Source organism: Geosporobacter ferrireducens (genome assembly GCF_001750685.1).
GTDB lineage: Bacteria > Bacillota > Clostridia > Peptostreptococcales > Thermotaleaceae > Geosporobacter > Geosporobacter ferrireducens.
In genome coordinates, this window is record NZ_CP017269.1 from 4,877,439 (window position 1) to 4,890,379 (window position 12,941).

The window sequence follows — 12,941 nt, forward strand, 5'->3', positions numbered from 1 at the left end:
AGATGCGTCTATTAAGTATTAAAGAATCCATGTAGTTTCTGCATGGATTCTTTAATAATCAAGCGGAATAGAAGAAGGAGGATAGAGATGGTTTTAAAGACATCCAATAATAAACTGAAGATAAAAACCGAAGTTGACAATATAAAAAAGAACATGCGAGATCCTGTTTTAATGATAACAATTTTAGGGATTATAGCTATCGTATTTTTATTTATTCTATATCCTTTAATCATCATATTAAAGGAAAGTCTATATTATAAAAACGTATTATCTCTATATCATTATAAAGAGATATTCAGATTATCGTCTACCAAAGAAATTCTGTGGAATACCATTTATCTTGGATTTATTGTTAGTGTTATTTCTACAGCAATCGGATTTTTGTTTGCTTATGCATCAGCCTATCTAAAAATACGCAGTAAAAAAATATTTAATGCGATAGCCATCTTGCCTATGGTATCTCCACCCTTTGTGATTGCACTATCTACTATTCTGTTGTTTGGACGGAATGGATTTATTACAAGAGGTATTTTGGGTATGCGAGAAGCGAATGTATATGGGCTGAATGGTCTAATTTTGGTTCAGACATTGACCTTTTTTCCGGTAGCTTATCTTCTTTTAGTAGGTTTATTGAAAAGCATTGATCCTTCTGTCGAAGAGGCCGCAAGAGATCTAGGTGCTTCCCGTGGCGAAGTTTTTAGGTCCATTACGCTGCCATTAATGGTACCGGGCCTGGCTAATGCCTTCTTATTGGTATTTATTCAATCCATCGCAGATTTTAGTAACCCGATGGTTATTGGAGGGAATTATACCACGCTGGCAGTACAGATTTACCTACAGGGAATTGGTAATTATGATATGGGTGGCGGAACAGCACTAGCAATCATTTTGTTGATGATCTCTACAACCCTATTTATGATACAAAAATATTATGTGGGTAAGAAATCTTATATTACTGTTACGGGTAAAGCCTCTCGTAGCAGAGAGCTGATTGATAGTCCTGAGATAACAAGACCAATCTATTTAATTGTACTTGCTTTAAGTGTCTTTGTAGGGTTAATGTACATCTTAGTACCTATTGGTGCCTTTATTAAATTATGGGGAGCAGATTATTCTTTCTCTCTCAACCATTTTAAATATGTCATCAATTTAGGTATGAAACCTATAAAAGATACTACGTTCTTATCAATGATTGCAACGCCAATAAGCGGTATTTTAGCGATGATTATTGCTTTTTTAATTGTGAGAAAAAAATTCATTGGAAAAAGCTTTGTCGAGATGACTACTATGCTTGCATTGGCTATTCCCGGAACAGTTATAGGTTTAGGCTATGTACTTTCATATAATACAAAACCATTAGTGTTAACAGGTACAGCTACAATTCTAATTATTGCTTTTGTTATGAGAAGTATGCCAATTGGTATCCGGGCAGGGATTGCTGCTTTGCAGCAGATTGACCCATCGATAGAAGAAGCAGCAAATGTACTAGGGGCATCCAGTTCTAAAGTTTTTACTTCTGTTACAATACCTATGATTCGACCCGCATTTTTCAGCGGTCTTGTATATACCTTTGTCAGAAGTATGACATTGGTCAGTACTGTTATTTTCCTTGTCTCAGCAAGGTATAATCTGTTGACAGCTGCAATCATGAATCAAATCGATGTAGGGAAAATCGGCGTTGCTTCGGCTTACTCAACAATCCTGATCTTGATTGTGGCAGTTGTTGTATGGACAATGCAGTTTATATTATCTAAACTAGGCATTGATACGAGTGATATAGAAGGATAGGAGATGATCGAATGAAATCACCAAAGAAAGTTTATCTTGAAGATTTAAACAAGACATTTATAACCGCTGGTAAGGATAAAGTTGTTGCTGTGAATGATATTAATTTAAAAATTGAACCCGGTGAATTCGCGACAATGCTGGGGCCTTCCGGTTGTGGTAAAACCACTACCTTGAGAATGATTGCAGGTTTTGAAATGCCAACCAAAGGCAATGTTTTCATTGGAGAAGAAAATGTTGCAAATAAAACACCAGATAAAAGAGATACGGCCATGGTTTTTCAAAATTATGCCCTGTTCCCTCATATGAATGTATTTGACAATATTGCTTATGGTCTAAAAATACTTAAACGGCCGAAAACAGAGATCAAGGAACGGGTAGAACGAATACTAAAGATGATGAAAATGGAAGATTTCTCAGAACGGGTACCTGCTCAAATGTCTGGAGGACAGCAGCAGCGGGTTTCATTGGCAAGAGCCTTAGTCATGGAGCCGGGTGTATTGCTTTTCGATGAACCATTATCTAATCTAGATGCAAAACTTAGAATTCACATGAGAGATGAAATACGAAAAATTCAGCAGAATGTAGGAATTACTTCTATTTATGTTACCCATGATCAAGAGGAAGCTATGGCCATGTCTGACAAGGTAATTATTATGAATAACGGCGTGATTGAACAGCAAGGAACGCCTCAAGAAATTTACCAACGGCCGATTAATGAATTTGTAGCTAATTTTATAGGAAGAGCAAATATATTGGATGGTCAGATAGAAAGTTTTGATGGAAGTGATGTTATAGTAAATATTTACGATGTGAAGTATAGGGCAAAAGCCAATAGAAGATTTGAAACTGGCCAAAAGGTTCATGTGGTGATCAGACCGGAGGGGGTTATTGTAGGAAAGCAGGATTTTACTGTAAAAGTTGAAAAAAGCGTGTTTATGGGGCAAAACCATGAATATGGGGTAGACTTTTTTGGAACGAATATAGAGATCAGCGAGAACAATCCGACAGGTAAGACCATCTATAGAATTGGTGAGCAAATGGGGATCGGATTTGAGGAACGTGCGCTGCATATCCTTTAATAAAGATGTGAGCTATTCATTGAGCTTTGCCTAGAGAGGATTAAGACATATAAGGAAATTAGCTGCATTCAATTTACTTTTAAAAATTATGAAACTGGAATATGGGCGTATGGGAAAGGGGGAGCTTGAGATGATCAGTACTTATGAACTTATATTAAGATTAGTACTTTCAGCAATTATTGGTGGATTGATTGGAATCGAAAGAGAAGCCAATAACAGACCAGCGGGACTTCGGACACACATATTGGTAACGTTGGGCTCAGCTCTAATCATGCTAATATCAACCCATGGATTTAACAATTTAGCATCGACAGGTGACCCTGCCCGATTGGCAGCACAGGTTGTCAGTGGAATTGGCTTTTTAGGTGCCGGCACAATTTTAAGAACAGGGAATAGTATCAGAGGATTAACAACGGCAGCAAGTATATGGGTATGCGGTGGGATCGGTCTTGCGATTGGCGGCGGATATTATGTAGGAGGCCTAACGACTGCAGCAATCGTTCTTTTCTCTTTAATGAGCCTTGGCGTATTTGAGAAGAAAATATTTATTAAAAAACACAAAGTGCTGGTTGTACAATGCAAAGAAAGATTTGGTTTGATTGGAGATATAGGTCAGGTATTTGGGAGATATAATATTATCATTAAAGATATTCAGATATTAAGAAATACAGATGACGATGATTGCGAAAAGGATGAACTGCTGGATATAATTGATACAGCAAATTTAATTGAGATACATTTCGCTGTTAAATTATGCAATGATTTTAGAAAAAATGATTTTTTTGAAGATATAAATAAGATTAATGGAGTAGAACAGGTAATATGGAATGATGACAGAATCGCCTATAGTGTATAAAAGCAAATGATGCTTTTAGTTCTATCTTTATGAAGAGCAGGTGAAATGGACGATTGCTCTTGCGGTTTATTTCTTGAATAATTTTAAAAAATCGTTAGAATAGAATTAAAAGGGGGGAGACGAGATGGGCAGACAATATATCCTGATTGTTTTCGCAGTTTTGCTAATGACTAGTTCTATCAATGGCTGTTCTTCTGTAGAAGAATCCAAAGTTCTTCACATTTATGCAGGTTTATATGAAGATCATGCTATTAAAGCCATAGAGGCATTTGAGAAAGAAACAGGGATTAAAGTAAAATATGTGAGATTATCTGCAGGTGAAATATTGCAGCGATTGCAAAAAGAAAAAGATAATCCCCGGGCAAGTATTTGGTTTGGCGGACCTGTAGACACATTTATCCAAGCAAAACAAGAAGGATTGTTGACACCCTATCTATCTCCAAACCGACAAAAAATTGATGACATGTTCAAAGATGAAGAGGGTTATTGGACAGGGATTTATGCAGGACCTCTTGCAATTGTAAGCAATCGATTGTGGTTACAGCAAAATGGATTATCTGTTCCAAAGTCGTGGGAAGAACTGCTTCAGTCTGAGTTTAAATGGATGATTGCTATGCCAAATCCAAACACCTCAGGAACAGGTTATACCATTTTAGCTACTTTAATCCAGCTTTATGGTGAAGAAGAGGCTTTTGATTATTTCAGAAAACTACATGAACAGATTGGCTGGTATACCACTTCCGGAAGTACATCTGGACGATTGGTAGGAGCGGGCGATATGGGTGTTGCTATTTTATTTGCCCAAGATGCTGTGAAATTTTTTAAGGAAGGCTTTAATCAAATTGTAATTTCATTTCCAAAAGAAGGAACTGGTTATGAAATCGGAGCCGTAGCTATGATTCATAATGGGCCTGAAACAGAAGAGGCTCAAAAATTTATCGACTGGATATTGACAAAGCAGGCACAAGAGTTAGGAAAACAAGTAGGAAACTATCATTTGCTAACCAATCGGGAAGCCGTTTCTCCGGCAGAGGCCTTCCCGCTTTCAGAATTAAATGTAGTTGAATACGATCACGAGTGGGCTGGTTTGAACCGGCAGAATATATTAGAACGTTGGAACCGTATAATATTTAGAAAATAGAGAACGCAGAAATTTTGATTGTTTATTATATAGATATATGAAAATAGAATAGATTTTCTTTTTTAGGGGCAGGCCTTGTGTCTGCCCATTTATATGTTTGCAGTTGTTTGGGGATTTCAGTCTGATGCTGGTTATTTACAACCTCTGAAAACAGATTATCTGTCTCGCTGACCTGCACAGAGGGTTTGTTTTCGTCGGCACTGCTAACCTTATTTACATTCAACCATGCCAATTCATTGATCATATTTCTAAACTGGCCTACGGTAAGGGGTTGTGCATCTTCAATAAGCTCATAACCCAGTTGTCCATTAGGCTCTATGGTTGCAGTTTTTACATCGGATATATTCTTTATTCCAGACTGGCGCAGCCGCATTTCCACTTGACGCAAAGACAAATATCGACAAAATTAGACAAAAATCATTTTTTGTGATATTATGATTAGTACTATTGCAAAAAAGAAGGCAGTAGTACCAGAAGAATTTTTTGCAGGGAAAGCCAATTCTATAAGCACTTTTATATTGCTCGGGAAATATCAACAATTCTATTTAAAGGAGGCGCCATGGAACAGTTAATTGATCAAATAGCAAATGTACAAATATTGAACCAGTTTTGGTTAACGCTATTATTACTCATTCCAATTATTCTAATTGCCCGTACAGTTGTAGCGGGAACGAGATATTCACCTATTCTGATCATTGTAATCTTTGGATTGGCAATGGGCTTGATCCTCGTAAAAAGTAGTGTGGCTACACCAGGTTTACCTGAATTTCCAATTATCGATTTAATGAGTAAAGTAACAGTAACGGCATTAATTGTATCCTTCTTTGTTGGAGGACAGGAAATTAAAAAAATACTCATGCGGCAGAAACTGGAAAGTGAAGACTTAATTGTGCCATCAGAGGAGGAAATCATCCTCGGAACGAAGCGGACACAGCTTGTTTTTATCATTAGATCTTTCTTTATATTAATTGGTATTGAAGGGGTTAAGCGCTTGGTTTTAGGATTTCCATCAGGAGACCCCCTTGGCAAGTTTTATCCTATTATTGCTTATCTGGGAATTGTTGGAGCCTTGATTTTAATCGACCACAAGGCAACGATTAAGGATAAGCCCCAGTACCTCAGACGAGGTCTGTTTGAAATCGTTGTCATTTTACTAATATCCGTTGTCTCAGCGAACATTGCACAATGGATCAAGCCGATTATCGGACTTCCTCAAATTTTCTTTGCTATGATTATATCTGCGGCTTTAGGTGGATTGCTGTCAGAATGGAAGTTTGGTCCAACGGTTAGAGCCTTGTTGTTTGCTGGGATTCCAGTTGTTTTGGCAGCGAATTTTATGGTAGGAGGATCAAGAATTCTTGAAGCATTTAAGCTGACGGAAATGAAAGCCGTTATGACCTATGGTCTTTTTGGACAAGTGTTTTGGATGTTTGGCGGGTTATCCCTATTGATATTATTCGGTTCATCCAATCATGTAAGAAATCTGGCACCAGGAATGGCAGGGGCATTGTCTCACTCCGGATTGACAGGTGCTTGTACAGCAGGGGACTTAGGTTCTGATGCCGCCTCTAGAGCGCCGATTATGATCAATATTCCATTCTTTGGACATGTATTCGTGTTTTCTATACTGGCAGCCAGTGCTGCCCGTGGTTCTTTGATGACTGGATGGGCGCTGCCGATTGTTTTGATTGGTATGGGACTAACTCTATGGGCCTTAAAAACCCTAAGAAATGCAAAAGGGAAGGAAGCTGCTGAAGTAAAAGGGTTAATGCAGTTTTCTTTTGGATGGCAGTTGGTTGCAGTATTTGGAAGCTTTTTACTGTTGAGTATGGGAGGCATGCCCATAAACGATGCAGCTATGGCTACTTCATCAGCCATTTCACACTTCGGGCTGTTTGCAGCTGTACAAGGTGGGATGTTTGGAACACAAGCCGCTGACATGATTGCCTTCATATTTGCAATGCCTTTCCTGATACACCCATTTGTTTTTGGTATGTTTGGTAAGGCCGTTGAAAATGATGGAAAAATGCCTGCTAAGATTGTATATCTATTAGGTGCAATTGGCATCGCTGGTGTAATCTATTCAGTATTAGTGATGTAATATAAAAAATTTGAATAACATGACGGATTTCAAGACCCCCTCGACGAGGGGGTTTCCTATCGGGTATTTTACGGAGTAATTTTAGAATGGCAAATGGTTGGGAAAATATGTTAGAATGAATTATATGCACATGCAGACCTTATTTATCTAAATGGGATGTACTAAAGGCGTGTATATTTGAATTTTGGATAGGGCAGCAGGATTTTTCTCTCTTGTCTGCCATCATCTGGTTTATGATACAGGGGGGAATAAATATATGATTATAAGAAAAGCAGATTGTAAAGATACAGAAGAAATCTTAAAAGTGTGGTATGATGCCAGTAAAATAGCCCATTCATTTATTTCAGAGGAAATGCTTGTGGAACAGCAAAAGGAAATACGGAATAAATATCTGCCAATTGCTGAAACTTGGGTAGCAGAGGAAAATAAAATAATATGCGGATTTATTTCACTGATCGATCATTATGTTGGAGGGTTGTTTATAAACCTGCAATACCAAGGAAATGGTATTGGAACCGCTTTGATAGAAATGGCAAAAACTGAGAAAGGGGTTCTGACGGTCGGTGTATATGTTAAAAATATAAACGCAAGAGCGTTCTATGAGAAAATGGGATTTGTGCCAATAAATGAAGAATTGCAGGTTGAAACAGGAGAAATCGTGTTAAATATGATCCTAAATAACGAATACGCTGTGTTAGTCTAAATGATCGAAGAGGAGGAATTTGATTGATTTATCCTAAAAATACGATTTATGTGATAGGAACAGCAAAAATCAGCAGCAATGACCCGATCTCTGCTATGTTTGATATGTTTTTTATTGGTATTATCTTAGAAAGAGATAGTGGGAAAATTGTTGATCTAACATGCAATATGGTCAGAGCTGTAACAGCGGATTTTATTAAATCTATGCTGATTGACTATAATCTCCTTGAGGATATTGATCAAATTGTTGAAGAAATTAAGGACCGGTTTCATGGAATTGCGCAAAAGGCAGTAATTGCTGCAGTAAAAGATGCCCGCAATAAATATATGATGCTAAAAAAGTAATTGAAAAAAACTGAGTAACCATTTATACTAAGATTAGGGACAGTGAAAAATTACATACATGTTTTGTTTGCTCGTATGTGGATTTGCCTCTACGTACAACTGTAAATAAGACCCAGATAACGATTTGTTATGCTGGGTTTTTTTGTTTTTGGCAGCGACAGGTATTCAATTTATGCACTATAGCTATAACTTAATACGAACAAAAGGAAGGGAGAGAAGTAGTATGAAAGACTTATCTTATACGAAGCCGCATGAAGTGAGACAAATGATCAGAAAGGGCGAACTGGAAAGACCTACAGCAGGAATGTGCAGGGGATATGCACAAGGCAACCTGGTTATTTTACCTAAGAATCTGGCATATGATTTCTTGCTGTTTACCTATCGGAATAGAAAAGCATGTCCGGTACTTGAAGTTACGGACATGGGGGATAGAGAATTTAGACAGGTTGCCCCCGGATCTGATATTGCAAAGGACATCCCAAAATATAGAGTATATAAGAAAGGAGAGCTCTTAGGGGAGTACAGGGAGATTCAATCTTTTTGGAGGGAAGATTTTGTTTCTTTCTTATTAGGCTGTAGTTTTACTTTTGAATCTGCATTGATGGAAGCTGGAATTGAGGTGCGTCATATACAAGCCGGTAGCAATGTTCCGATGTATATCACAAATATAGCGTGCAGGCCGGCAGGCGTATTTGCCGGGCCAACAGTAGTAAGCATGAGACCCATTTCGAACGATAAAATCGTTCAGGCTGTACAGATTACATCGAAATATCCCAGCGTTCATGGGGCCCCGATTCACATAGGAAATCCCGGCGATATAGGAATAAAAGATATCCATAAGCCTGACTTTGGAGATCCTGTAGAGATCAGGCCAAATGAAGTACCGGTATTTTGGGCATGTGGGGTTACACCACAGGCTGTAGCAATGAAAACAAAACCTGAAATAATCATCACCCATTCTCCAGGTCATATGTTTATAACCGATATAAGGAATCATCAATTAGCAGAGTAGGGTGGCGGCTTATATATCCACTTGAAGTGAAAAGCGCGGATAAAAATCATACAGACAAGGAGCGGCAAAATGGAAACTACGTACTTTCAACAGATAGAAAATATTATAGGAAAAAACTTAGAACGTAGAGGCATGGATAAAATAAAGCTGGATGGACAGCTCGAAAAAGCAGTGAGAGAACTTTTCCACGGGAATAGAATCTTCATTGTTACAGGGTTTGTGATAAAACAGACCCTTACAGGGGAAACTGATGGGCCCATCGGTGCCATCTCTTTAGCCAGTGCATTGGAACAAATGGGTAAAGAAGTAGTGCTGGTTACGGACCAATATTCAGGCGATCTATTGTACCGGGGTTTAAAGACAAAAGGAATGAACACCCTTGTAGAAATCATATATCATGAAAAAGAATTGGAACTTTCTAAAAAACTCATAGAAAAATACCGCCCTTCCCATGTAGTTGCGATAGAAAGGCCTGGAAGAGCAATAGATGGAAGAATCTATTCGATGCGGGGGGAAGACTTAAGTGATTTGGTTCCAAATACAGATATTTTATTTGAAGAATCAAAGAAACAAGGAATTATAACGATTGCCGTGGGGGATGGGGGAAATGAAATTGGTATGGGAAAAATACGTCCCTATATAGTAGATGCGGTACACAAGGGGGATCAAATATGCGCTGCATTTGAAACGGATATTCTGATCATCGCTGGCGTGTCCAACTGGGGTGGTCATGCATTGGCCGCAGCCCTTTCTCTGGAGGCACAAAGAATGCTGCTGCATGACCTAAATACGGAAAGGGCTCTCTTAAAAAGCATTGTTCAATCAGGCGCTGTAGACGGATGTACCAAGAAAAGAACCTTAACCGTTGATGGATTAAGTCTGGCGGAGAATCTAGCGGTATTGAAGAGCCTGATTGATTTGGTTGAATCCATGCTTGCCGCAAAGAATTCTGTTTGCCTGTCCGTTTCATAAAAATATATTAAAATGAGTTAAAGCTTCTTAATCAATGGAAGAGTAATGCTTATATAAATTTCTTTATAGATGTGATTGGGAAAGCTTATTTATCCATCTGGAATCTTAGGGGCAGGCCTTGTGTCTGCCCGTATATTTCTGTGCGGTGATGGCGTTAAGAAGGAATCCAATAGAATTTATCGAATCCTTTCTTGTAAATAAAATCTATACAAGCTGTACGTAAAAAACAAGTTAAGGGGAGAGGGTTTTGTGAAGGAGATATTTAGACAAATATCACTGTATAGGTTTCTAATGTTTTGCAATAATGAAAACTTAGAAAAGGTGGTTTTAGACTGCGGCGCAGGAGGAGATCAGCCTCCTTTAGGATTATTTGCCGAATATGGATATAGAACCTTAGGCATAGAATATGATATGCAGCAGGTCGAAAAAGCAAATCAATATGGAAAGGAAAAAGGCCTGGATTTAAACATTGTTCAAGGGGATATGCGATATTTAGATTTAGATAGTGCTTCAATCAGCTATGTGTATTCCTATAACTCTGTTTTTCATATGAAAAAGGCAGATGTACGCAAATCGATCCATGAAATGAAGCGTGTTTTAAAACCAAATGGACTATTATTCATCAACTTTCTTACTACAAAAGATTTCCGGTGTGGAGAAGGCAAAACTGTCGGCCAAAACGAATATGAGCAAATGGACGATGATATTCCTGTAATCCATTCATACTTTGAAGAACATGAGACAGATTTTTTCTTTGCGGATATGGAGGTATTATACAAGGAAGACCGTGTTTTAGAAAGAATCTATGAGGGTAACAGAATTCGCCAGGGATTTATTGATTATATCGCCAGAAAAATTTAAGACAAGGGGACAGGTAAGGCTACTGAAGAGCCGATATTCCAATGATAGCAAAATTTTATATTCAAAAAAGAGAAGAATCATTATGATATTATTCATGTGGATTCTTCTTTTTTTTCTTCTTATCTAGTGTAGGGCAAAACGAACTGGCCAGGGAGTAGAAGTCTAGAAAATAAAAATAGAAAACTGAAGTTTAGATCTGAACCGTCGACAAGTACCTCCATAGTTGGAAAATTATATCATGGGGATATAGTAACAGTATTTTTAGATCGCACTATTCCTGTAGATTGGTCAAACATTAGTTTCTAGTAAAATAAAAAGCTGCTTTAGCAGCAGCCTGTAAATTAAAGCGGTTGGCGAACCCGTTCAATTAAGGCTCAAGCGAGTAACATGCCCTTTTAGGGCTGAACAAACTACCCGCTGCGCGGGTAGTTTTGATTAATTTATATGTTATTTCTTTAATCACAAATCTGACAGTAGATAACTTCCTAATCATTTTGCAATTTATTCAGGTTATATTACATGTTTAGGATTTACCAATCTATACTGTTTGACTAAAATTATAGTCACTAATAAGTACGACAAAATGACTGCAATCAATATACCCCAAATACACTCTTTTAAAAATTTTTCTTTGCCATTAATAAACAGAGAAAAGATGTAGCATATTATAAAAGTGAATAACATAAAACAAAACATATTTATTGCAAAATTCATCAAGCCGCTATGACTGCTCAACTTTAGCAAAATTACTGGTGTTTTAAGCAAGATAGAAATGAAAAAATATGCTATTATGAAAAATATAATAAAACTGAAAAAAGCACCCTTTCCAAGAGTAATTTTCATGAACATCCCTCCTACAAATAAAAAGTAGTATGATGAAATATATCATGTAAACAGAATTAAGACCATAAAGGTTGGTAACCTCAAAAGAGAAATCAAATCTCAAGATAATGCTTCTCTAAAGAAAATTTATAAATCTATCGGTTTTGGGAAAATGATAAATAATTTTCTTCATTAATGTAGAGTGAAATTATCAAAAGAAACAATTACAAATTTCTCCTATAAGTACTATTTAAATACTGTTTTTAAAAAAAATCAATAATTTTTCAACGTTTAACCAAATTAGCATTGATTCTTCTAACGATTTTCCAGTATCACAGCAGACGGACAATATGGTAAGATGATTATACATGAATAAAAAGTTTAGGGGTGGGAGTTTTCATGAACATTAAATATACTACTGAATTATTACATAATGAAGATTTATATGAATTATATGAGATATCAGGGTGGAATCATTATCTTCAATTAAGCAGCTATGAATTGAATAAAGCCATGAAGCAAAGTTTTTATGTAGTATATGCCTATCTAGACGGGATGCTGATTGGTACCGGCAGGGTTATTTCAGATGGGGTAATCAATGGCTATTTGTGCGGATTAGGTGTCCATCCATCCTATAGAAGCCAGGGAATCGGGAGAGAAATAACCCGCAGGCTATTAGAAAAATGTGAAGAAAACAAATTGCATCCGCAGCTATTTTGCGAAGAAAAATTGGTACCCTATTATGAACATTTTGGATTAAAAGTTTTTGCTGTTGGAATGAAAACGAATATATAGTAGAGTCTGATTCGATATTTACCGGAAAAGGGAGTATCTGCTCCAGAAAAAAGCCGGATTTTCTTTAGTAATGATGAATGAAGAAAAAAGTCATGATAAAAAGACTCATCATACTTCTATTGATAAGCTTATTTGCTGTATCACGATGCGGAAAGGTGGAGGAACCGAAAGCAAACCAGGAAAATCTCCAAAATAGCGAAATCAGCATTTATCATGAATTTACTTAAAAGGCTGAAAGAAAGAGAGGGAGGTCCCCGTAAGGTGGAAGAGGAAGAATCACCGGCAGCAAGTATAATCCTGTCATTAAAAGAGAATAATTATTCTTAAGTTGACAGCAGGATGCATAACGAATATAATAATGTTGTATGTGCATTAATTTATTATTATGAAAGGGCAAGGTATTGGTAGAAATGAAAATATAATTTACTTCAAGAATTTATGTAAAATGAGCATTTGAATAAAGTCTG

General features: G+C 37.1%; 13 protein-coding genes. 11 read left to right on the top strand and 2 right to left on the bottom strand.

What is annotated here, in order from left to right:
- Positions 1 to 87: 87 nt before the first annotated feature.
- The 4 genes from Gferi_RS22720 (at position 88) to Gferi_RS22735 (ending at position 4,864) form a co-directional block, all read left to right on the top strand.
- The gene (locus tag Gferi_RS22720; RefSeq protein ID WP_069980415.1) at positions 88 to 1,788 is read left to right on the top strand and encodes an ABC transporter permease; all 1,701 of its coding nucleotides are present in this window, start codon (positions 88 to 90) and stop codon (positions 1,786 to 1,788) included.
- A gap of 11 nt (positions 1,789 to 1,799) precedes the next feature.
- Positions 1,800 to 2,867 (top strand): ABC transporter ATP-binding protein, encoded by a 1,068-nt coding sequence (locus Gferi_RS22725; RefSeq protein WP_069980416.1) that lies wholly within the window; start codon positions 1,800 to 1,802, stop codon positions 2,865 to 2,867.
- A gap of 130 nt (positions 2,868 to 2,997) precedes the next feature.
- A complete protein-coding gene (locus tag Gferi_RS22730; RefSeq protein ID WP_069980417.1) occupies positions 2,998 to 3,723 on the top strand; it encodes an MgtC/SapB family protein in 726 nt (241 codons plus the stop codon).
- Positions 3,724 to 3,847: 124 nt separating this feature from the next.
- Positions 3,848 to 4,864, top strand: coding sequence for an ABC transporter substrate-binding protein (locus tag Gferi_RS22735; protein WP_069980418.1), 1,017 nt, complete (start codon positions 3,848 to 3,850; stop codon positions 4,862 to 4,864).
- 25 nt (positions 4,865 to 4,889) lie between these two features.
- On the opposite strand, the gene Gferi_RS22740 is transcribed toward Gferi_RS22735, so the two are convergent.
- Positions 4,890 to 5,243 (bottom strand): YetF domain-containing protein, encoded by a 354-nt coding sequence (locus Gferi_RS22740; protein ID WP_236932771.1) that lies wholly within the window; start codon positions 5,241 to 5,243, stop codon positions 4,890 to 4,892.
- Between the two features lie 180 nt (positions 5,244 to 5,423).
- On the opposite strand from Gferi_RS22740, the gene Gferi_RS22745 reads away from it, so the two are divergent.
- The 6 genes from Gferi_RS22745 to Gferi_RS22770 all read left to right on the top strand — a co-directional run bounded on the left by Gferi_RS22745 (position 5,424) and on the right by Gferi_RS22770 (position 10,857).
- Entirely contained in the window at positions 5,424 to 6,965 is a 1,542-nt protein-coding gene (locus Gferi_RS22745) for a hypothetical protein (RefSeq protein WP_069980420.1), read from the top strand.
- 256 nt (positions 6,966 to 7,221) lie between these two features.
- The gene (locus Gferi_RS22750) at positions 7,222 to 7,668 is read left to right on the top strand and encodes a GNAT family N-acetyltransferase (protein WP_069980421.1); all 447 of its coding nucleotides are present in this window, start codon (positions 7,222 to 7,224) and stop codon (positions 7,666 to 7,668) included.
- 23 nt (positions 7,669 to 7,691) lie between these two features.
- Positions 7,692 to 8,012 carry a DUF3870 domain-containing protein gene (locus tag Gferi_RS22755; protein WP_083273727.1) on the top strand — a complete coding sequence of 107 codons (321 nt, stop codon included), beginning with the start codon at positions 7,692 to 7,694 and terminating at the stop codon, positions 8,010 to 8,012.
- A gap of 223 nt (positions 8,013 to 8,235) precedes the next feature.
- Entirely contained in the window at positions 8,236 to 9,024 is a 789-nt protein-coding gene (locus tag Gferi_RS22760; RefSeq protein ID WP_069980422.1) for a putative hydro-lyase, read from the top strand.
- 69 nt (positions 9,025 to 9,093) lie between these two features.
- Positions 9,094 to 9,996, top strand: coding sequence for a DUF4392 domain-containing protein (locus tag Gferi_RS22765; RefSeq protein ID WP_069980423.1), 903 nt, complete (start codon positions 9,094 to 9,096; stop codon positions 9,994 to 9,996).
- 249 nt (positions 9,997 to 10,245) lie between these two features.
- Positions 10,246 to 10,857, top strand: coding sequence for a class I SAM-dependent methyltransferase (locus Gferi_RS22770; protein ID WP_069980424.1), 612 nt, complete (start codon positions 10,246 to 10,248; stop codon positions 10,855 to 10,857).
- Between the two features lie 510 nt (positions 10,858 to 11,367).
- Here the strand turns inward: Gferi_RS22770 and Gferi_RS28555 are convergent.
- The gene (locus Gferi_RS28555; protein ID WP_069980425.1) at positions 11,368 to 11,700 is read right to left on the bottom strand and encodes a hypothetical protein; all 333 of its coding nucleotides are present in this window, start codon (positions 11,698 to 11,700) and stop codon (positions 11,368 to 11,370) included.
- Positions 11,701 to 12,078: 378 nt separating this feature from the next.
- On the opposite strand from Gferi_RS28555, the gene Gferi_RS22780 reads away from it, so the two are divergent.
- The gene (locus Gferi_RS22780) at positions 12,079 to 12,474 is read left to right on the top strand and encodes a GNAT family N-acetyltransferase (RefSeq protein WP_069980426.1); all 396 of its coding nucleotides are present in this window, start codon (positions 12,079 to 12,081) and stop codon (positions 12,472 to 12,474) included.
- The last annotated feature ends 467 nt before the right edge of the window (positions 12,475 to 12,941 follow it).

Coding starts and splice junctions, on each gene's coding strand:
- Gferi_RS22720 (WP_069980415.1), top strand. CDS start 88: ATGGTTTTAAAGACATCCAATAATAAACTGAAGATAAAAACCGAAGTT.
- Gferi_RS22725 (WP_069980416.1), top strand. CDS start 1,800: ATGAAATCACCAAAGAAAGTTTATCTTGAAGATTTAAACAAGACATTT.
- Gferi_RS22730 (WP_069980417.1), top strand. CDS start 2,998: ATGATCAGTACTTATGAACTTATATTAAGATTAGTACTTTCAGCAATT.
- Gferi_RS22735 (WP_069980418.1), top strand. CDS start 3,848: ATGGGCAGACAATATATCCTGATTGTTTTCGCAGTTTTGCTAATGACT.
- Gferi_RS22745 (WP_069980420.1), top strand. CDS start 5,424: ATGGAACAGTTAATTGATCAAATAGCAAATGTACAAATATTGAACCAG.
- Gferi_RS22750 (WP_069980421.1), top strand. CDS start 7,222: ATGATTATAAGAAAAGCAGATTGTAAAGATACAGAAGAAATCTTAAAA.
- Gferi_RS22760 (WP_069980422.1), top strand. CDS start 8,236: ATGAAAGACTTATCTTATACGAAGCCGCATGAAGTGAGACAAATGATC.
- Gferi_RS22765 (WP_069980423.1), top strand. CDS start 9,094: ATGGAAACTACGTACTTTCAACAGATAGAAAATATTATAGGAAAAAAC.
- Gferi_RS28555 (WP_069980425.1), bottom strand. CDS start 11,700: ATGAAAATTACTCTTGGAAAGGGTGCTTTTTTCAGTTTTATTATATTT.
- Gferi_RS22780 (WP_069980426.1), top strand. CDS start 12,079: ATGAACATTAAATATACTACTGAATTATTACATAATGAAGATTTATAT.